Below are 20,344 nucleotides of genomic sequence, written 5' to 3' on the forward strand. Positions count from 1 at the left end.
GTCTGTTGCCGGAACTTCCGGAAGTTGAGACGGTTCGTCGGGGACTGGCGAGCCGTCTTCAATCCTTTGTCATCCAGGAGGCCGAAATCCTCCGCGAGAGGGCAGTGGCAAGCCCTGGCGGTTCGACAGCCTTTTGCAGGGGGCTTGCTGGTCAGACGGTTGGTGACTGGCGGCGACGCGGCAAGTATCTGATCGCTCAGCTGCTGCATCCCAACACAGGAGAGCCCAGTGGTTGCTGGGGAGTTCATCTGCGCATGACGGGACAGTTCCAGTGGCACGAAGAACCCACAGAGCCTTGTCAACACACACGGGCACGCTTCTGGAATACCAGGGAGCAGGAGCTGCGTTTCGTTGACGTGCGCAGCTTCGGTGAGATGTGGTGGGTTCCACAGGGCACCGCCACTGACTCCGTGATCACAGGATTGAAGCGGCTAGGACCGGAACCCTTTAGTGAAGAGTTCAACGCCGGTTATCTGCAGAAGAAGTTGAAAGGGTCCACTCGCTCCATCAAGGCTGCCCTGCTGGACCAGTCACTGGTGGCAGGAGCAGGCAATATCTATGCTGATGAAAGCCTCTTCGCAGCAGGCATTGCACCCCAAACACCCGCAGGCAGGCTCAACCGCAAAAAACTTGAAAAAATTTGCGAAAGCCTTGTGCACGTCCTCGAGATCAGCATCGGCGTTGGTGGCACAACCTTCAGTGATTTCCGTGACCTTGAAGGCGTCAACGGCAATTACGGAGGGCAGGCAGCAGTCTATCGACGCACTGGGCAACCCTGTTTGAACTGCGGCACTGCCATTGATCGGGTCAAGCTTGCGGGTCGCAGCACCCATTGGTGCCCCACCTGCCAATCCTGAAACTCGGATGCCATAGGACGGAGAAGGATGAAAAGCGGGGGCAAGGAACCGTTGATTCAGGCTGCTGAAGAACTCGCAGCCACGATGGAGGGGCTGCATCGCCGCGGCTGGTGCGACGGCACCGGGGGCAACTTCAGCGTTGTGGTTTCGCATCAGCCTCTCAAACTGTTGATGGCGCCCAGCGGAGTCGACAAGGGATCAGTTCAACCAGAAGAATTAATCGAAGTGAACAGCAGCGGAGACGTTACCCGCGGAGCGGGCAAAGCAAGTGCAGAAACCCTGCTGCATCTGCGCATCATTCACTGTTGCGGAGCAGGGGCCGTGCTGCATACCCATTCCCTGTCAGGGACTCTGCTATCTAGAACGGAGCTGGAACGAGGCGGCGTGATTCTGGAGGGCTGGGAGATGTTGAAAGGCATCAAAGGAGTGACCACCCATGACACCAGCGTCAACGTGCCCATCATTGCCAACAGCCAGGATCTACAGACCCTGAGCGACTCAGCAGCCCTGCGGTTGAGTGAAGCCCCTCATGGACTGCTTGTCTCAGGCCATGGGCTCTACGCATGGGGCGACGACCTGAAAGAAGCTCGTCGTCACACCGAGATCCTGGAATTCCTCTTGGAACTCACCTGGAGACAATCACTACTCAGGACTTACAAGTGATTAGGGCCATCGTTCTGGATATCGAAGGAACAACCTGTCCTGTCAATTTTGTCAGTCAGACGCTGTTTCCATTCGCCCAAAAGAACATGAAAGCGGCCTTGATGCACAGATCCGGCAATACCGAGATTGACGCATTAATGCATGAAGCCATCGACGAATGGCGGGCTGATTCAGATCCAACCAGCCAAACAATGCTGCGCCAAACCAGGCAAAAACCACCATCAACAGCGGAGTTGGAGGAGTATCTACAACACCTGATTCGATCAGACAGGAAGTCCACGGCCCTCAAGGAATTGCAAGGAATCATCTGGGAAAAAGGCTACTTATCAGGCGAACTGAAATCACCCTTATTCAGCGATGTACGACCACAACTCGATGCCTGGAAACGCAATGGAATCAGTCTTTCCGTGTACTCATCTGGCAGCATTCAGGCTCAGAAACTCCTTTACGCCCATACCAACGAAGGAGACATCACAGATCGTTTTTGCCATTGGTTTGACACACGCACAGGCCCCAAGCTGACTGAGCAGAGCTATACAGTAATTGCCCAGAAACTGGGCATTCAATCCAACCAGGTGCTGTTTATCAGCGATCATCCAGGCGAATGTGATGCAGCTCAGCGGTCAGGAATGAACACTGTTTTCTGCTTGCGCGAGGGCAATCCACATCAAGACCCTGGCGATCACGCAGTCGTACATCAACTTTGCGATATCGATCTCGAGAAGATCAATGCAGCGAATGACCATCAATGCTGAATTAAACCTGACAGCAGCAAACTAGCGCGTCAAGGCACAAAAAAAGCCACCCTCTCCGGGGTGGCTTTCTTCGTATCACGATGTGATTGGAATGTTTTACCTGGCATCGAGCTATTTTCTCAGGGGGCTACCCCCCAAATATCGTCGCCGCTGCTGCGTTTCACAACCGAGTTCGAGATGGATCGGAGTGGTTCCACAGCGCTATGGACACCAGGATAGAAAACATTCCCAAGGGTGAACCCTGAGAACTGCATAGGACATGATCAACAACTTTCATCATTGATCATTCATCTGAATCGAATAAAACTTCGCCTCAGGCAAGAACCAAATCATGGTCAAGCCCTCGGTCTATTAGTACTCCTCCGCTGCATCCATTACTGGACTTCGACGTAGAGCCTATCAACGGGTGTTCTTCCCGTGACCTTACTGGGTTACCCCATGGGAATACTCATCTTGAGGTGGGCTTCCCACTTAGATGCTTTCAGCGGTTATCCACTCCGCACATGGCTACCCAGCGTTTACCGTTGGCACGATAACTGGTACACCAGAGGTGCGTTCCTCCCGGTCCTCTCGTACTAGGGAGAAATCCTCTCAATATTCCTACGCATACACCGGATATGGACCGAACTGTCTCACGACGTTCTGAACCCAGCTCGCGTACCGCTTTAATGGGCGAACAGCCCAACCCTTGGGACCGACTTCAGCCCCAGGTTGCGATGAGCCGACATCGAGGTGCCAAACCTCCCCGTCGATGTGAACTCTTGGGGGAGATCAGCCTGTTATCCCTAGAGTAACTTTTATCCGTTGAGCGACGGCCCTTCCACTCAGAACCGTCGGATCACTAAAGCCGACTTTCGTCCCTGTTCGACTTGTAGGTCTCACAGTCAAGCTTCCTTCTGCTTTTGCACTCAGCGGCTGATTTCCAACCAGCCTGAGGAAACCTTTGCGCGCCTCCGTTACCTTTTAGGAGGCGACCGCCCCAGTCAAACTGCCCACCTGATACTGTCCGCTCCCCGGATAACGGGTGAACGTTAGAACCCTAGCTCTGAAAGAGTGGTATCTCACCATTGACTCCCTCGTACCCACAAGCACGAGATCAACGTCTCCCACCTATCCTGCGCATTCAGAGCCCGGGCACAATACCAAGCTACAGTAAAGCTTCATAGGGTCTTTCTGTCCGGGTGTATGTAGTCCGCATCTTCACAGACAATTCTATTTCGCCGAGCCTCTCTCCGAGACAGCGCCCTGATCGTTACGCCTTTCGTGCGGGTCGGAACTTACCCGACAAGGAATTTCGCTACCTTAGGACCGTTATAGTTACGGCCGCCGTTCACCGGGGCTTCAGTCGCCAGCTTCGCTTACGCTGACCGGCTTCCTTAACCTTCCGGCACTGGGCAGGCGTCAGCCCCCATACATCGTCTTGCGACTTAGCGGAGACCTGTGTTTTTGGTAAACAGTCGCCAGGGCCTTTTCACTGCGACCACCTTGCGGTGGCACCCCTTCTCCCGAAGTTACGGGGCTAATTTGCCGAGTTCCTTAGAGAGAGTTACCTCGCGCACCTCGGTATTCTCTACCACCCCACCTGTGTCGGTTTCGGGTACTGGCAGTTATGCCTTAACGGGTATAGAGCTTTTCTTGGAAGCATGACATCACCAACTTCGCTGCCGTAGCAGCTCGTACTCACGCCTCAGCTCGGAACGTTTTCGCCGCTCCTCATAGCCTCGAACGCTTGAACCAGTAACCAACATCTGGCTTGGCTAGCCTTCTCCGTCCCTCTTCCCAAAACATAACCGGTACAGGAATGTTGACCTGTTATCCATCGACTACGCCTTTCGGCCTGACCTTAGGACCAGACTAACCCTCCGCGGACGAGCCTGCCGGAGGAACCCTTAGGGTTTCGGTGCATGGGATTCTCACCCATGTTTTCGCTACTCAAGCCGACATTCTCACTTCTATGCAGTCCACGCCCGCTCACGCTAACGCTTCGCCCCACATAGAACGCTCCCCTACCATAAATCCGCAGCTTCGGTACAACGCTTAGCCCCGTTCATTTTCGGCGCAGGATCGCTCGACCAGTGAGCTATTACGCACTCCTTTGAGGATGGCTGCTTCTAGGCAAACCTCCTGGTTGTCTGGGCAATCCCACCTCCTTTATCACTTAGCGTTGATTTGGGGACCTTAGCTGGCGGTCTGGGCTGTTTCCCTCTCGACCATGGAGCTTATCCCCCACAGTCTGACTGCCTCGCTACACACAGGGTATTCAGAGTTCATCTCGATTTGGTACCGCTCTCGCAGCCCGCACCGAAATGGTGGCTTTACCCCCCTGCTGGAGCACGAGACGCTACGCCTCAACGTATTTCGGGGAGAACCAGCTAGCTCCGGGTTCGATTGGCATTTCACCGCTAACCACAGCTCATCCAGTGACTTTTCAACGTCAGTTGGTTGGGACCTCCACTTGGTATCACCCAAGCTTCATCCTGGCCATGGTTAGATCACCCGGGTTCGGGTCTATAAACACTGACAAACGCCCTATTCAGACTCGCTTTCGCTGTGGCTCCACCATTTCCGGTTTAACCCGCCAGTGCCTATAAGTCGCCGGCTCATTCTTCAACAGGCACACGGTCACCCGATAAGTCGGGCTCCCATTGCTTGTAAGCTCACGGTTTCATGTTCTATTTCACTCCCCTCCCGGGGTTCTTTTCACCTTTCCCTCGCGGTACTGTTTCGCTATCGGTCACACAGTAGTACTTAGCCTTACGAGGTGGTCCTCGCGGATTCACACGGAATTTCACGTGCTCCGTGCTACTCGGGATACAGCTAGGTCAGTTCAGTTTTCGTGTACGGGGCTTTCACCTTCTTTGGCGTGTCTTTCAAACACTTCCACTAACATCCCTTTTCCACATTGCTGTCCCACAACCCCGATAGTCGAAACCATCGGTTTAGGCTCTTCCCCGTTCGCTCGCCGCTACTCAGGGAGTCGTTTTTACTTTCCTTTCCTCCAGCTACTAAGATGTTTCAGTTCGCTGGGTTGGCTCGTGCCAGCCTATGGATTCAGCTGGCCGTTCTAAGGGTTGCCCCATTCGGAAATTCCCGGATCAAAGCGTGTTTCCAGCTCCCCGAGACTTATCGCAGGTAACCACGTCCTTCATCGCCTCTGTGTGCCAAGGTATCCGCCGTGAGCTCTTTGTAGCTTGACCATTCATCTCCAAAACGCTTGCTGTCGTTGAAACAGATTCTGACTAATTCAAATTTGAATTAATCATCAAACTCTCAATTGCTCGACACAATTAAAAGAACGTTATGGAGTTTCGGCTCTTGCTCAAGAATTGACATCATTCTATAAAAGAATGATGCATCCATGAGAGATGCTTTATTCTTACAGACTTTTTCCTATGCAGTTGTCAAGGTTCTGCTAGACATCAAACTGATCAATCAGTTCGAGCCCAGCATCTTATCAACCAAAACAATCGTGATGGTTCACGTTATTTCGGAATGACAGGAAGCTGGGATCATGCCAGCGGACACATCTAAATCACATCACATTCGAGTTCATCTTCCATCATTCAGAAGATGGAGATTGAGTTCGATCAGTGGAGGTTAGGAGACTCGAACTCCTGACATCCTGCTTGCAAAGCAGGCGCTCTACCAACTGAGCTAAACCCCCAACACCGAATGGGCCATCCTGGACTTGAACCAGGGACCTCACCCTTATCAGGGGTGCGCTCTAACCACCTGAGCTAATGGCCCAGGAAGACTCAACCCTTGTGGGATGTGACCTAGACAAAGTTTAGGAACTGAAAATCTCCATCAAGCAATTCACATTGCTATGCATTCTTGACTTCAAAATTGAGGTACCGATCGACCTAAGGTGACAGGATTTCGGCCTAAGAATTAAGTACTCAGACATCAAAATCGTTGTTTGTCTCCCTGTTAGGAGGTGATCCAGCCGCACCTTCCGGTACGGCTACCTTGTTACGACTTCACCCCAGTCATCAGCCCCACCTTCGACGTCCTCCTCCACAAGGGTTGGAGTAACGGCTTCGGGCGTGGCCAACTTCCATGGTGTGACGGGCGGTGTGTACAAGGCCCGGGAACGTATTCACCGCAGTATGCTGACCTGCGATTACTAGCGATTCCTCCTTCACGTAGGCGAGTTGCAGCCTACGATCTGAACTGAGCCACGGTTTATGAGATTTGCTTGTCCTCGCGAACTTGCTGCTCTTTGTCCGTAGCATTGTAGTACGTGTGTAGCCCAGGATGTAAGGGGCATGATGACTTGACGTCATCCACACCTTCCTCCGGTTTATCACCGGCGGTCTCTCTAGAGTGCCCAACTAAATGCTGGCAACTAAAGACGTGGGTTGCGCTCGTTGCGGGACTTAACCCAACATCTCACGACACGAGCTGACGACAGCCATGCACCACCTGTCACTGCGTTCCCGAGGGCACTCTCTCGTTTCCAAGAGATTCGCAGGATGTCAAACCCTGGTAAGGTTCTTCGCGTTGCATCGAATTAAACCACATACTCCACCGCTTGTGCGGGCCCCCGTCAATTCCTTTGAGTTTCACACTTGCGTGCGTACTCCCCAGGCGGAACACTTAACGCGTTGGCTACGACACCGAGGGGGTCGATTCCCCCGACACCTAGTGTTCATCGTTTACGGCCAGGACTACAGGGGTATCTAATCCCTTTCGCTCCCCTGGCTTTCGTCCATGAGCGTCAGTTATGGCCCAGCAGAGCGCCTTCGCCACTGGTGTTCTTCCCGATATCTACGCATTTCACCGCTACACCGGGAATTCCCTCTGCCCCTACCACACTCAAGCCCAACAGTTTCCACTGCCATGATGGAGTTAAGCTCCACGCTTTAACAGCAGACTTGAAAGGCCGCCTGCGGACGCTTTACGCCCAATAATTCCGGATAACGCTTGCCACTCCCGTATTACCGCGGCTGCTGGCACGGAATTAGCCGTGGCTTATTCCTCAAGTACCGTCAGATCTTCTTCCTTGAGAAAAGAGGTTTACAGCCCAGAGGCCTTCATCCCTCACGCGGCGTTGCTCCGTCAGGCTTTCGCCCATTGCGGAAAATTCCCCACTGCTGCCTCCCGTAGGAGTCTGGGCCGTGTCTCAGTCCCAGTGTGGCTGATCATCCTCTCAGACCAGCTACTGATCGATGCCTTGGTGAGCTCTTACCTCACCAACTAGCTAATCAGACGCGGGCTCATCCTCAGGCGAAATTCATTTCACCTCTCGGCATATGGGGTATTAGCGGTCGTTTCCAACCGTTATCCCCCTCCTGAGGGCAGATTCCCACGCGTTACTCACCCGTCCGCCACTAACCCGAAGGTTCGTTCGACTTGCATGTGTTAAGCACGCCGCCAGCGTTCATCCTGAGCCAGGATCAAACTCTCCGTTGTAGATCAAGTCCTCTTAAAGGCTTTCACCTCTTCAACTTGATTTGCTTTACCCACTCATCAGCACTGGCGCACTGATTGCAGTTAAAACCTCCTTCCTCTGACAGAAGGGTTCTTAAGAGTGCACTTAGAATCTCTCCCTCGTGACTTTCCAGGATCTCAGATCCGGTTGTTGCTCCACAACGTGCACACCGACAAACTCAAAAGCTCGTGAAAACTTTCAACCTTGTAAGCACGTTGCTTCTTTGCAACGAATAATTGTTGACGGGACCTCACACTTACATCGCATTTTCATCAAGCTCAATTACTCAACCTCGCGGCTCAGCAATCGAAACTCGACGCGATGAAAGCGTCAGTTCCTAAACTTTTCGATTGTCCAGGTTCTGCCGTCGCGTCCCCTCTCAGGAACGGTTGGCCGTGCGGTCTCGCGACCGCTTGTGAAACTTACAACACCGTGGGATCTCTCCCTCCTGGCCTCGTAAGCACCCCCAAACATTACAAGCTCGCGCTCTTCATGCTCAAAGGCTGCGCTGCAGGCTTCCGCCTGACGCGCAGTCCAAAAACATAGCTCACAACCAACCCCATCCGCAACTGGTTGCATCTCAAGACTTGCTTCCACTGCCGTAATCGAAAGCCAGCACTACGTTTTGGCTACACGCAACGGAACATGGCAGGACGCTTCAGCCAGCAGAACCAGCGTGTCCGACCGAGCTCGAAGGAAGACCAGGTGGTCCAGAAGGCCCGCGAGCACTTCGAGCGAACGCTGATTCCCCTGCGTGGACAGCTGGCTGGCAGCGTCGCCGCCCTGGAACACCCCCGTCATGACGAAGCGCTCAACTACGGCGAGATCTTTCTGAGGGACAACGTTCCCGTGATGGTCTACCTGCTGACGCAGAAACGATTCGACATCGTCCGTCAGTTCCTGACCATCTGCCTTGACCTGCAGAGCACCACCTACCAAACACGAGGAGTCTTTCCCACCAGCTTCGTGGAAGAGGAAGGCCATCTCATTGCGGACTATGGCCAACGCTCCATCGGGCGGATCACATCAGTCGACGCAAGTCTCTGGTGGCCCGTTCTGTGCTGGATGTACGTGAAATCCAGTGGGGACGAGGAATTCGCCTCGAGTCAGGGTGTGCAGCGCGGTGTCCAGCTGCTGCTGGACCTGGTGTTGCATCCCACCTTTGAAGGAACTCCGGTGCTGTTCGTACCGGACTGCGCGTTCATGATTGACCGTCCGATGGACGTCTGGGGAGCACCACTGGAAGTGGAGGTATTGCTGTACGGATCTCTGCGTTGCTGCACTCAGCTCATGGAGCTGGGACGAAAGCACCACAACAGCAGGCTGCTGGACCAACGGCTGGTCCTGACCCGGCAGTGGGTTCATGACCTTCGCCAGTTTCTTCTCAAGCACTACTGGGTCACCAGCAAAACCATGCAGGTGCTGCGTCGCAGACCCACCGAACAGTACGGAGACAACCAGCACCAGAACGAATTCAATGTTCAGCCCCAGGTCATTCCTGACTGGCTGCAGGACTGGCTTGAAAACCGTGGGGGCTACCTGATCGGCAATATGCGCACAGGACGTCCTGACTTCCGCTTTTACAGCCTCGGAAATTCACTCGGCTGCCTGTTCGGACTGCTGACTGCACCACAACAACGGGCACTGTTCCGCTTGACGCTGCATAACCGCGACAACCTGATGGCTGAGATGCCGATGCGCATCTGTCATCCTCCGATGGAAAGCCTTGAGTGGCAGAACAAGACGGGGTCGGATCCGAAAAACTGGCCCTGGAGCTATCACAACGGTGGCCACTGGCCGAGCTTGTTGTGGTTCTTCGGTGGCTCCATCCTTCTGCACGAGCGTCGCCATCCCCATGCTGATGTTCTGCTGATGGGGCAGATGAAAGCACTGCTGGAGGAGTGCTACTGGAGTCATCTCAACCAATTGCCGCGGCAACAGTGGGCTGAATACTTCGATGGACCAACAGGCACCTGGGTGGGTCAACAGTCCAGGACCTACCAGACCTGGACCATTGTTGGCTTTCTGCTGCTCCACCACTTCCTGCGCGTCAATCCTGATGACGTGCTGCTTCTGGACCTCGATGAAGGGGCTGTTCCTGACCCTGCGGATGATGATCCTGAGGGCAGTGATCACGACTGGGATCACCAATAAAAAAGCCCAGCCATGAGGCTGGGCAGAGGTCATCCTTCAGTCAGGGATTCAGAAGAGGCCGAGGGTCAGTGACTTGTCGATAGGCATTGCTGCACCGATACCTAAGTAAATGGTGGTGGCAGTGCCGAACAGGAAAACAGCCATCGCAACCGGACGACGGAAAGGGTTTTGGAACTTGTTGAAACTCTCGATGAAAGGAACAAGCATCAGACCCAGAGGGACAAGAGTCTGAAGAGCAATTCCCAGAAGTTTGTTAGGAACAACCCTCAGAATCTGAAAGACCGGATAGAGATACCACTCAGGAAGAATTTCCAGAGGTGTTGCGAAGGGATCTGCCTTATCGCCAAGCATGGCTGGATCCAAGACCGCGAGACCCACAATGCAGGCAATGGTGCCAAGAATCACGACCGGGAATATGTAGAGAAGGTCGTTGGGCCAGGCTGGTTCGCCGTAATAGTTGTGGCCCATGCCCTTGGCGAGCTTGGCGCGCATTTTGGGATCAGTCAGATCCGGCTTCTTGAGGATGTGCATGGATCAGAATGTGTTGTTTGAACCTTAATCAGACCAGGGGGGCTGAACGACCGAGCGCTCAGAGACTGAAACGGATCACAAGGGACCGGAAATGCCTTGCTTCCGGATCATCAGGAAGTGCATGAGCATGAACACCGCCAGAAGCCATGGCATCACAAAGGTGTGAAGGCTGTAAAAGCGAGTCAGCGTGGACTGACCAACACTTTCACCGCCACGAAGCAGTTCAACCATGAAGTCTCCGACCACAGGGATGGCAGCAGGAACACCCGAGACGATCTTCACAGCCCAGTAGCCAACCTGATCCCAAGGGAGGGAATAGCCGGTGACGCCAAAGGAAACAGTGATCACAGCCATGGTCACGCCGGTGACCCAGGTGAGTTCACGGGGACGCTTGAAACCGCCTGTCAGATAGACACGGAACACATGGAGGATCAGCATCAACACCATCATCGAGGCACTCCAGCGATGGACCGAGCGGATCAACCAGCCGAAACTGACATCCGTCATCAGATACTGAACGGAGGTGTAGGCCTCAGCGACCGTCGGCTTGTAGTAGAAGGTCATCGCGAAGCCTGTCGCGAACTGAATCAGGAAGCACACAAGTGTGATTCCACCGAGGCAGTAAAAAATGTTGACGTGTGGAGGCACGTACTTGCTGCTGATGTCATCATCAATGTCCTGAATTTCAAGACGTTCCTGGAACCAGTCGTAGACAGGTGAGGAGTTCGCCATGCAGAGGTGGGCTTGGATTGCGAGAGTCTACCGATGTCGTTCCAGTTGCGGGCCGGGATGAAGCCAATGTTGCCGACTGTTAACGGATGGTCAGATCGTCTGCGACGGCTGGCTTTTGGATTGGCGAGTGCCATCCTCATCGTCCTGCTTGCCAGCCCGCACGCCCTGGCGCTTAACGATGCGCAGCAACTGGTGGTGGAAAGCTGGCGATTGGTGAATCAGGGATATCTGGACCCTGAACAGTTCGATCGGATCCGCTGGAAGCGCCTTCGCCAGAAGGCACTTGAAAACACGATTGAAAGCAGCGAAGAGGCTTACAGCGCCATCGAAGCGATGCTGCTGCCGCTGAATGATCCCTATACCCGCCTGCTGAGACCTGCGGACTACGAGGTGATGAAGGCCAGCAACGAGGGGAACCTCAGCGGTGTTGGCCTGCAACTGGGCCATCGCCAAGACAGCACCGCAACCGTGGTGATTGCTCCTCTGGAAGGATCTCCTGCAGCTGACGCCGGCATTGTCAGTGGAACTGAAGTTTTGGCAGTGAATGGCGAATCCGTTGAAACACTCGGCCTTGAAACAACTGCAGCTCGTCTCCGCGGAGCTGTGGGAAGCCAGGTGGTGCTCACGGTGCTGCCGCCGCAAGAGGTGCAGCAGCAGGAGATCACCCTGGAACGGCGCAACATCGATCTGCGACCGGTGCGGACACGGCGGCTGCGCAGTGACACCCACACACTCGGTTACATCCGCATCACACAGTTCAGTGAGGGCGTCCCCGAACAGGTCCGCGCCGCCATCGACGAGTTATCGGACAAGAGCGTGGAGGGGCTGGTGCTGGATCTCCGCAATAACTCAGGAGGACTGGTCAGTGCCGGGCTCGCGGTTGCTGATGCATTCCTCAATCAGCAACCGATTGTGGAGACCCGAAATCGCAGCGGCATCGCCGATCCAATCCAGGCAGGGCCTGAAGTGCTTTATTCGGGACCGATGGTGACGCTCGTCAATGGAGGTACGGCCAGCGCCAGCGAAATTCTTGCGGGCGCCCTTCAGGACGATGAACGATCGCTGTTACTCGGTAGCAACACCTTCGGTAAAGGCCTGATTCAAACTCTGACCAACCTCAGTGATGGCAGTGGACTTGCGGTGACTGTGGCGGGCTATGTCACCCCCAGCGGTCGGGACATTCAGGGCGAAGGCATCACGCCGGACAGGATCCTGGACGGACCGGAACCCCTGAATCCAGGCGGAGAAGGTGATCGCTGGCTCACGGACGCCGAACTGGTGCTCCAGTCGATGATTGATCAGGAAGCCAGTCAGGCCAGTGCAGATCCAATGCCGATCACGGACGAGATTGAAGCGGAGCCGATGAGCTGAATGGGCTCCCGCACCTATCACGACCCTCTTCATCACGGCATCAGCCTCGACGCCGATCAACCAGCCGAAGCCATGGTGCTTCAGCTCGTGGATTCGGCGCCTTTTCAACGACTAAGGCGCATCCGGCAGCTCGGCCCAGCCTTCCTCACGTTCCACGGCGCCGAGTCCAGTCGTTTCACCCACTCGCTGGGAGTTTTTGCCATCGCGCGCCGAGCGATGGGCCGCCTGATTGAGCTCGATCCCTCTCTGAACAAGCAAAAGGGCGTGCTTTACGCCGCCGCTCTGCTCCATGACCTTGGCCATGCTCCGCTCAGCCATTCAGGCGAGGAGATGTTTGGCACGCACCACGAACAGTGGTCAGCACGTGTGATCCGGGAACACCCAGACATCCAGGCCCCCCTCGAACAGTTTTCAGCAGGCACCGCTGCCTCAGTGGCTGATCTTCTCGAACATGGACGTGCGGAGCGTGGTGTCATCAAGGCCCTGGTGAGCAGTCAACTTGACTGCGATCGCCTGGATTACCTCCTACGCGACAGCTACAGCACAGGCGCCCGATACGGCCAGCTTGATCTTGATCGCATCCTCGGTGCGATCACCCTTGCACCCGATGGTGAATTGGCCATTCATCCGAAGGGCCTGATGGCGGTGGAGCACTACCTGGTGGTCAGGAGCCTGATGTACCGCAGCGTCTACAACCATCGCCTCAATGTGGTTTGCAATTGGTTGCTGGATCAGTTGATCCGTCAGGCACGGCTGCTTAGCCCCAGTCGCATCTGGGCAGACCGAACCATGCAGGCATGGCTGTGGCAGACCCAGGAGCTCGACCTCCAGAGTTACCTCGCCAATGACGACCTGCGCACCGGTTATCACTTTCAGAGATGGAGAGAGGAAGCACCGGAGCCGCTTGCCGAACTCTGCGATCGATTTCTGAACCGCCGATTGTTCAAAGCTCTCGATGTCAGCCAGATGGATGCATCAACGCAATTGGAGCTGCTGGCTAAAGCGCAGACCTATGCGGCGGCTGCAGGCCTCGATCCTGAAATGTGTTGTGGACTTCGACACCACCAGACCCGGGGCTATCACCCATACCGAGGTGGATTGCGCCTTTGGGACGGTCAGAGCCTGCAGGCGCTAGAACAGTGCTCGCCATTGGTGAACAGTCTTGCGATTCCAGCAGCGTCGGCCTGGTTGATTCACCCGGGAGACATCTCAAGCGAACTGAATGGGGCCATGGCCAGCATTCGCTAAGTGGGCGATCTGCCTACTCTCCGGCCATGACCGTTGAACCAACACCGCAGATCCCTTACTGCCTCAGCCTCCCGGCTTTCCGATCCGTGTCCTGGCAGAAATGGCTTCCGGCGCAGCTGCCATCCCTTCCTTCGGGTGACATCGACCTTGACACCGGTGACTGGAGCCTGAGCTGTCGCGATTTGGAGGAGTTGCTGCATGCTTTGCATCAGGCTGGCCACAACGTTCAGCTGTTGATCACGCGCTGCCGCACCACGTTGATCAGCGCAGCTGCACTGGGTTTGCCTGTTCGAGAGGCCAGCACTGTGATCCCCACCCTTGAAGCCAGGGACGATCAGCCGAACGAGGCCAAAACCAATGTTGATCTCACGGTTCATCGGGGAACCTTGAGATCCGGTGATCACATCGAAACCCAGGGGCACCTGCTGATCGTGGGTGATGTGAATCCGGGCGGATCGGCATCGGCCGAGGGAGATGTCTATGTCTGGGGACGCCTGCGAGGCAGGGCCCACGCAGGCAGCAAGGGCAACAGCACCGCCAAGATCGTGGCATTGCAGCTAAGGCCACTGCAGCTGCGGATTGCGGAGCTTGTGGCGCGAGGTCCAGAGGAACGACCGCAGCCTGGGCTCGCCGAGCAGGCTTGCATTCTGGATGGCGCCATCTCCATCGAGCCAGCCAGTGCGCCCTTCACGCCTCAGTAAATCTGATCGATTTCAGGCGGACGGGACGAATTAATGCCATTAAGGTGGCGCGATCAAAACGGGACCCCGTGACCAATTCGCGAACGATCCTGATCTGCTCGGGAAAGGGTGGCGTCGGCAAGACCACCCTCACTGCCAATCTCGGCATCGCTCTGGCCGGACAAGGAGCTCGCACCGTGGTTCTCGACGCGGACTTCGGACTCAGAAATCTCGATCTGCTGCTTGGACTCGAGAATCGAATCGTATATACAGCACAGGAAGTGCTGGCAGAGAGCTGCCGCCTTGACCAGGCACTGGTCAAGCACAAGCAAGAGCCGAACCTGGCACTGCTGCCTGCGGGGAACCCGCGGATGCTCGAGTGGCTGAAACCTGAAGACATGCAGACCATTGCTGGGATGCTGTCTGAAAGTTTCGACTACGTCCTGATTGACTGCCCAGCAGGCATCGAGGACGGCTTCAAGAATGCCGTGGCAGCCGCAAAGGAAGCGATCGTGATCACGACTCCGGAAGTATCGGCTGTCAGAGATGCCGATCGTGTGATCGGATTACTCAACACCCATGGGGTTTCACCCGTTCAGCTCGTGCTGAACAGGGTCAGACCAAAAATGATGGCCAATCAGGAGATGCTGGCGGTCGACGACGTCACCGACATCCTTGCTCTACCGCTTCTTGGCCTGGTTCTTGAAGACGAGCAGGTGATTGTCAGCACCAACCGAGGCGAACCCCTGACACTCAATGGAAGTGCTTCTCCTGCTGCCAAGGCTTACGGGCATATCGCCCGTCGTCTGCAGGGAGAAGACGTCCCGCTCATGGACCCTGCAAAGGACGGACGACGCGGCATTCGCGCCAGGGTGCGCCAACTGATGCAAACCAAGATTTTCTGAACGCCATGACCTTGCAAGACTTGATCGACAAAATCCTGCGCCGTCAGCCCGCCAGTGCAACCACCGCACGTGAACGCCTGCAACTGGTTTTGGCCCACGACCGCAGCGACCTGAGTCCTGAAACTCTGGATCAGATGCGACGTGAAATCTTTGAAGTCGTGGCCAAATATGTGGACATTGACCTCGAGGAAGGCGATGTGAGCCTGGAGACCGAAGATCGAGTTACAGCACTGGTGGCCAATCTGCCGATCCGGCGTTCAATGGCGACCAGCTCACAAGAGTGACGCGTCGGCGATTGAGGGGAATCCCCACATCAGCACTTCTCCCGATCCATGACGAACTTTCAGCTCACACCAGCAGAGATTGGCGTGCTCAATCTTCTGTTGCAGGGCAACAGCAACCGTGCCATTGCTGAAACGCTTGTTCTGAGTGTGCGCACCGTTGAAAGCCATATCAGCAGTTCCCTGGGCAAGACAGGCTGTCGTTCAAGACTGCAGCTCAGCCTTTGGTGGTTGCAGCAGGTCAAAGAGGACAAGCGGGTGTGCGCCGGTAGAGTTCCGTCATTGCCGGCTTAGCTCAGTGGTAGAGCAGCGCTTTTGTAAAGCGAAGGTCGTCGGTTCAAATCCGTCAGCCGGCTTCACGGGACTGAAAACCCATTGCTCAGGGCGTTCTATCGGAGTCAGTCCGCCCTGCAAGAAACCAGATCCCCAGCAAGCCGAGTAGCAAGGGCAGCATCCTCAGTTCGAACAAGGGCGTGAGCCATCGGATTGCCGGTTCCAGCGTCCAGTGAAAGAGGGCCTGGAGTAACAGCACAAGTGCAATCAGCCAGAGCATGGAGGAGATCTCTCAATCACATCAACCATCACAGCGCCCTGGCGCAGCAGTTGCCAGCATCCTCGAGATTTCCAGCCAATCACAGTGCTCGCCAGCCCAGAGGTCTGGGGCCAGGGCAGCGGAGCCAGCAGCGGCAGATCCGGAAAAGCCGCGGCGGCTTCCGCTGCGTTCTGACTTGGCGGTGCACCCGAAGGATTGGCACTTGTTGTTGCCAGTGGACCGCTCTGCATCAGCAGAGCTCGGGTGAGATCACAATCCGGGATGCGCATTCCCAGGGTTCCTTGACCTGGATTGAGGCTCTGAGTCAGACGCCCCTGCACCGGAAGCACCAGAGTCAGTGCGCCTGGCCAGAAGCGACGGGCGAGCGGTTGCGCATCAATCCTGGCGTCTTCACTGGTGAGCGCCAGTAACTGATCAGCCTGAGCTGCCATCAGGATCAGAGGTTTCTGCTGCGGACGCTGCTTGAGAGTCCAGATCTGTGCCGCATGGTCAGGTACGGCGGCAAGCGCTGGCAAGGTATCCGTGGGTAGCAGAGCTGCTCCACCACCCCTGAGATGCGGGACCAACTCGATGGCTGACATCAATGAGGGCTTGTCAAGGGTCATGAGCGAGAGCAAAGAACAGGATGAAAGTCAAAGGTGACGCCTCGCGATGGCAAAACGCCTGACGCCGCTGAGATCGGAGCGGGCTCTGGACGACACAAGTCCTGCAGAGCTCATCAGGCCAAGCACCTGATCACTCTGATCGTGATGATGCTCGAGCAACAACCATCCGCCTGGTGAGAGTGCCTGAGGGGCCAGTCCCAAAATCGCTCTGCAGCAATCCAGACCATCTTCACCACCACACAGAGCCTGCCTTGGTTCATGGTCGCGAACGAGTGGATCGAGCTCGTCCACAACCTGAGTGGGGATGTAAGGCGGATTGGCGACCACAAGGTCGAACTGTCCCCACCAGCATTCCAGTGGATCCCACCAAGAACCTTGATGCAGCTGCCATCTGAGAGATGTCGTCAAGGCGTTGAGGTTGATCCGCGCCAACTCGAGAGCAGCAGCGCTGAGATCCACAGCATGTCCATCCCATCCCGGCAGGGCCCGAGCGAGAGCAACGGCAAGAGCTCCGCTGCCTGTACCCAGATCAGCCCAGCGTCCCGCAGAGGCCCAACCTGTCGCCGATGGATCCTGCAGGCAATCAAGCGCGAAATCAATCAGGAGCTCCGTCTCCTGGCGGGGGATCAGTGCTGCTGGGCTGATTCGAAGATCGAGATCGCGCCATGGACAACGTCCGACAAGATGCTGCAGCGGAACGTGGTCCTGAAGATGCACTGCCCAGAGCTTCTCCAGGTCCTGGAGGGTGCTGGTCAGAGGAGCGATCGACTCGGGCAGAATCCGCAACCGCTGAAGTTCCGCCCAGCTGAGATTGGCCTCCATCGCCAAAAGCCAGTCGAGATCAACAGCCCGCCCTCCACGAAGTAATTGCTGGCGTCGCCAGGTCAGCAACTCCTGTCCTGAACACGAGGCGGAATCCATGAAGTCAACCTAAAGCGAGCGCCAACGCAGGCCTGGCTGCGCCACAACCAAACCATCCAGCTCAAGTTTCAGCAGCTCCGCAGCAACACGCTCAGGCGTGGTTTGCAATGCTTGCACCATCACATCGAAGCTGGAATCGTCATCCACCAGCTTCAACAAACGAGTCTGCACAGAATTGATAGTCAGAAGCTTCTCTGACTTCAAAGCGAGAGCATCACTCTTCCCAACACAGGAAATACAAGGACCTGGCCCAAGCTGATCAAGCAAAGCCTGGACATTGATCAGCGGCAGTGCCCCCGACTGCAGCAGCGCATTGCTGCCTTGAGACGATTCACGCAGCGCATCACCTGGAACAACCCAGACGGGGATGCCTAAGCAACGCGCGATCGCAGCCGAACGCAGCGCTCCACTGTTCTCAGGACATTCCACCACCACCACAGCCCTTGTCACAGCGACGAGCAAGCGGTTGCGCAGAGCAAAACTGGATCGCAGGACCCTCTCGGAATCGCGAAGCTCAGTGATCAGCAGCCCAGCCTCTGCGACCTCCTGCTGCAAACTGCGATGTTCAGGCGGATAAACGCGATGCAGCGGAGTTCCCAGAACAGCCACGGGACTGCCTCCAGCCTGAAGACAGGCTCGATGAGCAGTTGCATCAACGCCCTCAGCAAGACCGCTGACCACAGGCCATTGAGCCTGGGCAAGGGCTCGACCCAGATTGACCGCCATCCGAAGGCCGTGGCTGGAAGGCCTTCTCGTGCCCACCACGGCAACCGCCTGCTGCATCGAGAGCAACGACAAAAGACTTCGACTGCCACGCCACTGAATTGACAGAGGCGGGCGCTCCAGCCTCTCAAAGCCAACCGGCCACTCAGGATCACAGGGCAACAGAACATTGATGGGAACCTTGATGCAAGGCTTGAGGCCGAGACTGGATCGATAACGCTCGAGCGATGCCAGCACCGAAGCCGGCCATCCGAACTCCTCCTGCAATGCGGGGAGAGACCAGCTCCAGAGATCCTGAAAACCCCGTGGCGCATCAGCGGCTGCCGAACAGAGCTGGCGCATCCGAGCTGCGCCTATCCCAGGGCACTGCAACCACAACCACCTCCAGGAGCGCTCCAACACGCCATTCAAGCTAGTACAAAAATACTATCAACCCCTGCACTTTGGCCCCTCAGCCAAGGCCCTGAATGCCGCTGCCACTGCTTCAGGCGGGTGCCGCAGAACCTTTCGGACTGGACGCACGCTCACCAAAGCAAGCTCCACTGAAGCTTCAGCCACGCAAACGCCAGCTTTGATGAATCGAGTTGACCAAGGCCAGCGAACACCCCGGGGAGCGCAGGAGACGCTCATCAGCTCCACCTCATCGCCAAGCATCAGCGCCTCCCGATAACGAATCTGCAGCTGAACAACGGGCATTTCCAGCCCACCTGAAGCCATCTTTTCGTAGGGGTATCCGGTTGCAGACAGCGCCTCCACCCGGGCCTCCTCAAGCCAACCCACATAGGCGCCATGCCACATCACACCGCCATGGTCTGTGTGCTGTGGGAGCACTCGCTTGTCCAGGCGCCAGGGGAGCCTGGTAACGCTCTCATTCAGCATGCGAACTGGGAACTCCAATCAGCCATAGGCTGCTGCATAGGCTGAAACTTCGCCGTGTTCAAGAACCTTCTGATCGCCGATTCAGGCAAAGGCCACGTCGGTGAAATGATCAACATGCTGCGCGACCTGCCGGCCTTCAAGGCCGCCAGGATCAATCTCCTGCATGTGGTCCCGGAACAGACCATGGCGGCAACGCAACAGCACTGGGAAAGCGCAGGCAGCCTTCTGGCTGAGTCTGTGGAAAAGCTGGGACTTAACCCGCAGGACGTCAATTCGATCATCCGTCAGGGGGACACCAAGCAGACCGTTCTCAATGTGGCGGATGAACTGAACGTGGATCTCATCGTGATGGGATCACGAGGACTTGGCAGGCTCCGGTCAATCTTGTCCAACAGTGCCAGTCAGTACGTCTTCCAACTGTCGACGCGACCCATGTTGCTGGTCCGCGACGACCTTTACATTCGTCATATCAACCGGGTTCTGGTCACCATCGATGGCACGGGAGTCGGCGATGACGCCCTCAAGCTCGCTTGCGAAATGGTCCTCGAGATTCCAGGAGGGCAGCTAACCGGCGTCCACGTGGCGCGACAAGACCCCACCCCATCACGAGGAGCAGCCATCAAGAGCGATACCTATCTCGACCGCGCTGTCCAGAGAGCTCGCAAGCTCGGGGTTGAACTCAAGCCCTTGCACGTCACCGACGCCGACATCGGCAAAGGGGTGTGCTTGGCGGCAGAACAGATCAATGCTGACCTGGTCGTGCTGGCCTCTCAGGACCGTCGCCCTCTGGTGGCGAGAGGACTGGTTGACCTCGACAAACTGCTTGGTGGTTCAGTCAGCGACTACATCCGAGTTCACGCCCCTGCACCGGTGCTTCTTGTGAGAGAACCGGAACAGAGGTGAAAGGTCACGATCGGAACAGCCGTGAGTGGAGTCACCCCTCACGGCTGTTGGTCTGAATGAACAGGATGATCAGGAAGACGGTCGGCACCAGAACAAACAGCAGGCTGGCCACGAAGCCGAGATCGTTGGTTTCCATGAACGTGAAAGAA

Annotated in this window: 19 protein-coding genes, 3 tRNA genes and 3 rRNA genes; 12 read left to right on the forward strand and 13 right to left on the reverse strand. The window is 56.1% G+C overall.

Features of this window, described 5'->3' with window-relative positions; translation table 11 throughout:
- Positions 1 to 5: 5 nt before the first annotated feature.
- The 3 genes from SIB58_RS11625 to mtnC are packed head-to-tail and all read left to right on the forward strand — an operon-like array spanning position 6 to position 2,275.
- The gene (locus tag SIB58_RS11625; protein WP_067327520.1) at positions 6 to 857 is read left to right on the forward strand and encodes a DNA-formamidopyrimidine glycosylase; all 852 of its coding nucleotides are present in this window, start codon (positions 6 to 8) and stop codon (positions 855 to 857) included.
- A gap of 27 nt (positions 858 to 884) precedes the next feature.
- Positions 885 to 1,520, forward strand: a complete 636-nt coding sequence (mtnB, locus tag SIB58_RS11630) for a methylthioribulose 1-phosphate dehydratase (RefSeq protein WP_066912019.1) — start codon at positions 885 to 887, stop codon at positions 1,518 to 1,520.
- Complete coding sequence (gene mtnC, locus SIB58_RS11635) at positions 1,517 to 2,275, forward strand: acireductone synthase (protein WP_066912021.1); 759 nt, start codon at positions 1,517 to 1,519, stop codon at positions 2,273 to 2,275. Before mtnB ends, mtnC begins: the two co-directional genes overlap by 4 nt.
- Positions 2,276 to 2,373: 98 nt before the next feature.
- On the opposite strand, the gene rrf is transcribed toward mtnC, so the two are convergent.
- The 5 genes from rrf to SIB58_RS11660 all read right to left on the reverse strand — a co-directional run bounded on the left by rrf (position 2,374) and on the right by SIB58_RS11660 (position 7,690).
- A 5S ribosomal RNA gene (gene rrf / locus SIB58_RS11640) occupies positions 2,374 to 2,490 on the reverse strand.
- Positions 2,491 to 2,606: 116 nt separating this feature from the next.
- Positions 2,607 to 5,472: ribosomal RNA gene (locus SIB58_RS11645) — 23S ribosomal RNA — on the reverse strand.
- A 394-nt stretch (positions 5,473 to 5,866) separates the two neighbouring features.
- Positions 5,867 to 5,939 (reverse strand) — tRNA-Ala (locus tag SIB58_RS11650).
- A gap of 9 nt (positions 5,940 to 5,948) precedes the next feature.
- Positions 5,949 to 6,022: transfer RNA gene (locus tag SIB58_RS11655), tRNA-Ile, on the reverse strand.
- Positions 6,023 to 6,205: 183 nt separating this feature from the next.
- Positions 6,206 to 7,690 (reverse strand): 16S ribosomal RNA (locus SIB58_RS11660).
- Together the 16S, 23S and 5S rRNA genes with 2 tRNA genes alongside form the textbook arrangement of a ribosomal RNA operon.
- A gap of 664 nt (positions 7,691 to 8,354) precedes the next feature.
- On the opposite strand from SIB58_RS11660, the gene SIB58_RS11665 reads away from it, so the two are divergent.
- On the forward strand, positions 8,355 to 9,863 hold the full coding sequence (locus SIB58_RS11665; protein WP_066904178.1) for a glycoside hydrolase 100 family protein: 1,509 nt from the start codon (positions 8,355 to 8,357) through the stop codon (positions 9,861 to 9,863).
- Positions 9,864 to 9,911: 48 nt separating this feature from the next.
- Here the strand turns inward: SIB58_RS11665 and petD are convergent, their stop codons facing one another.
- Together petD and petB are read right to left on the reverse strand one after the other, a co-directional pair.
- A complete protein-coding gene (petD, locus tag SIB58_RS11670) occupies positions 9,912 to 10,394 on the reverse strand; it encodes a cytochrome b6-f complex subunit IV (protein WP_066904183.1) in 483 nt (160 codons plus the stop codon).
- 75 nt (positions 10,395 to 10,469) lie between these two features.
- Positions 10,470 to 11,126 (reverse strand): cytochrome b6, encoded by a 657-nt coding sequence (gene petB / locus SIB58_RS11675; protein WP_067326144.1) that lies wholly within the window; start codon positions 11,124 to 11,126, stop codon positions 10,470 to 10,472.
- A 66-nt stretch (positions 11,127 to 11,192) separates the two neighbouring features.
- Between petB and ctpZ the strand changes: the two genes are divergently transcribed.
- The 7 genes from ctpZ (at position 11,193) to SIB58_RS11710 (ending at position 15,967) form a co-directional block, all read left to right on the forward strand.
- On the forward strand, positions 11,193 to 12,497 hold the full coding sequence (ctpZ, locus tag SIB58_RS11680; RefSeq protein WP_197461119.1) for a carboxyl-terminal processing protease CtpZ: 1,305 nt from the start codon (positions 11,193 to 11,195) through the stop codon (positions 12,495 to 12,497).
- Entirely contained in the window at positions 12,498 to 13,745 is a 1,248-nt protein-coding gene (locus SIB58_RS11685) for an HD domain-containing protein (RefSeq protein WP_066904186.1), read from the forward strand.
- 26 nt (positions 13,746 to 13,771) lie between these two features.
- Positions 13,772 to 14,446, forward strand: coding sequence for a septum site-determining protein MinC (minC, locus tag SIB58_RS11690; RefSeq protein WP_067326141.1), 675 nt, complete (start codon positions 13,772 to 13,774; stop codon positions 14,444 to 14,446).
- A gap of 68 nt (positions 14,447 to 14,514) precedes the next feature.
- Entirely contained in the window at positions 14,515 to 15,330 is an 816-nt protein-coding gene (gene minD / locus SIB58_RS11695) for a septum site-determining protein MinD (RefSeq protein WP_066904192.1), read from the forward strand.
- A gap of 5 nt (positions 15,331 to 15,335) precedes the next feature.
- The gene (gene minE, locus SIB58_RS11700) at positions 15,336 to 15,614 is read left to right on the forward strand and encodes a cell division topological specificity factor MinE (RefSeq protein ID WP_066904195.1); all 279 of its coding nucleotides are present in this window, start codon (positions 15,336 to 15,338) and stop codon (positions 15,612 to 15,614) included.
- A 48-nt stretch (positions 15,615 to 15,662) separates the two neighbouring features.
- Positions 15,663 to 15,905, forward strand: a complete 243-nt coding sequence (locus SIB58_RS11705) for a response regulator transcription factor (protein ID WP_066904198.1) — start codon at positions 15,663 to 15,665, stop codon at positions 15,903 to 15,905.
- A tRNA-Thr gene (locus SIB58_RS11710) sits at positions 15,896 to 15,967 on the forward strand. The genes SIB58_RS11705 and SIB58_RS11710 overlap by 10 nt, the downstream gene beginning before the upstream one ends.
- A 23-nt stretch (positions 15,968 to 15,990) precedes the next feature.
- On the opposite strand, the gene SIB58_RS11715 is transcribed toward SIB58_RS11710, so the two are convergent.
- The 5 genes from SIB58_RS11715 to SIB58_RS11735 form a co-directional block, all read right to left on the reverse strand.
- Positions 15,991 to 16,164 carry a hypothetical protein gene (locus tag SIB58_RS11715; protein ID WP_197461118.1) on the reverse strand — a complete coding sequence of 58 codons (174 nt, stop codon included), beginning with the start codon at positions 16,162 to 16,164 and terminating at the stop codon, positions 15,991 to 15,993.
- Positions 16,152 to 16,745, reverse strand: coding sequence for an L-threonylcarbamoyladenylate synthase (locus SIB58_RS11720; RefSeq protein ID WP_231856935.1), 594 nt, complete (start codon positions 16,743 to 16,745; stop codon positions 16,152 to 16,154). The genes SIB58_RS11715 and SIB58_RS11720 overlap by 13 nt, the downstream gene beginning before the upstream one ends.
- A gap of 51 nt (positions 16,746 to 16,796) precedes the next feature.
- On the reverse strand, positions 16,797 to 17,690 hold the full coding sequence (gene prmC / locus SIB58_RS11725; protein WP_066904204.1) for a peptide chain release factor N(5)-glutamine methyltransferase: 894 nt from the start codon (positions 17,688 to 17,690) through the stop codon (positions 16,797 to 16,799).
- Between the two features lie 9 nt (positions 17,691 to 17,699).
- A complete protein-coding gene (locus SIB58_RS11730; protein WP_066904207.1) occupies positions 17,700 to 18,755 on the reverse strand; it encodes a DNA-processing protein DprA in 1,056 nt (351 codons plus the stop codon).
- 87 nt (positions 18,756 to 18,842) lie between these two features.
- Positions 18,843 to 19,292 (reverse strand): acyl-CoA thioesterase, encoded by a 450-nt coding sequence (locus SIB58_RS11735; protein ID WP_066904965.1) that lies wholly within the window; start codon positions 19,290 to 19,292, stop codon positions 18,843 to 18,845.
- A 54-nt stretch (positions 19,293 to 19,346) separates the two neighbouring features.
- Here SIB58_RS11735 and SIB58_RS11740 point away from each other — a divergent pair, with 54 nt between their 5' ends.
- Complete coding sequence (locus SIB58_RS11740; RefSeq protein ID WP_066904210.1) at positions 19,347 to 20,195, forward strand: universal stress protein; 849 nt, start codon at positions 19,347 to 19,349, stop codon at positions 20,193 to 20,195.
- A gap of 31 nt (positions 20,196 to 20,226) precedes the next feature.
- On the opposite strand, the gene psbM is transcribed toward SIB58_RS11740, so the two are convergent.
- The gene (gene psbM / locus SIB58_RS11745) at positions 20,227 to 20,331 is read right to left on the reverse strand and encodes a photosystem II reaction center protein PsbM (protein ID WP_006042119.1); all 105 of its coding nucleotides are present in this window, start codon (positions 20,329 to 20,331) and stop codon (positions 20,227 to 20,229) included.
- Positions 20,332 to 20,344: the final 13 nt, after the last annotated feature.

The organism is Synechococcus sp. MIT S9504, assembly GCF_047497135.1.
GTDB lineage: Bacteria > Cyanobacteriota > Cyanobacteriia > PCC-6307 > Cyanobiaceae > Synechococcus_C.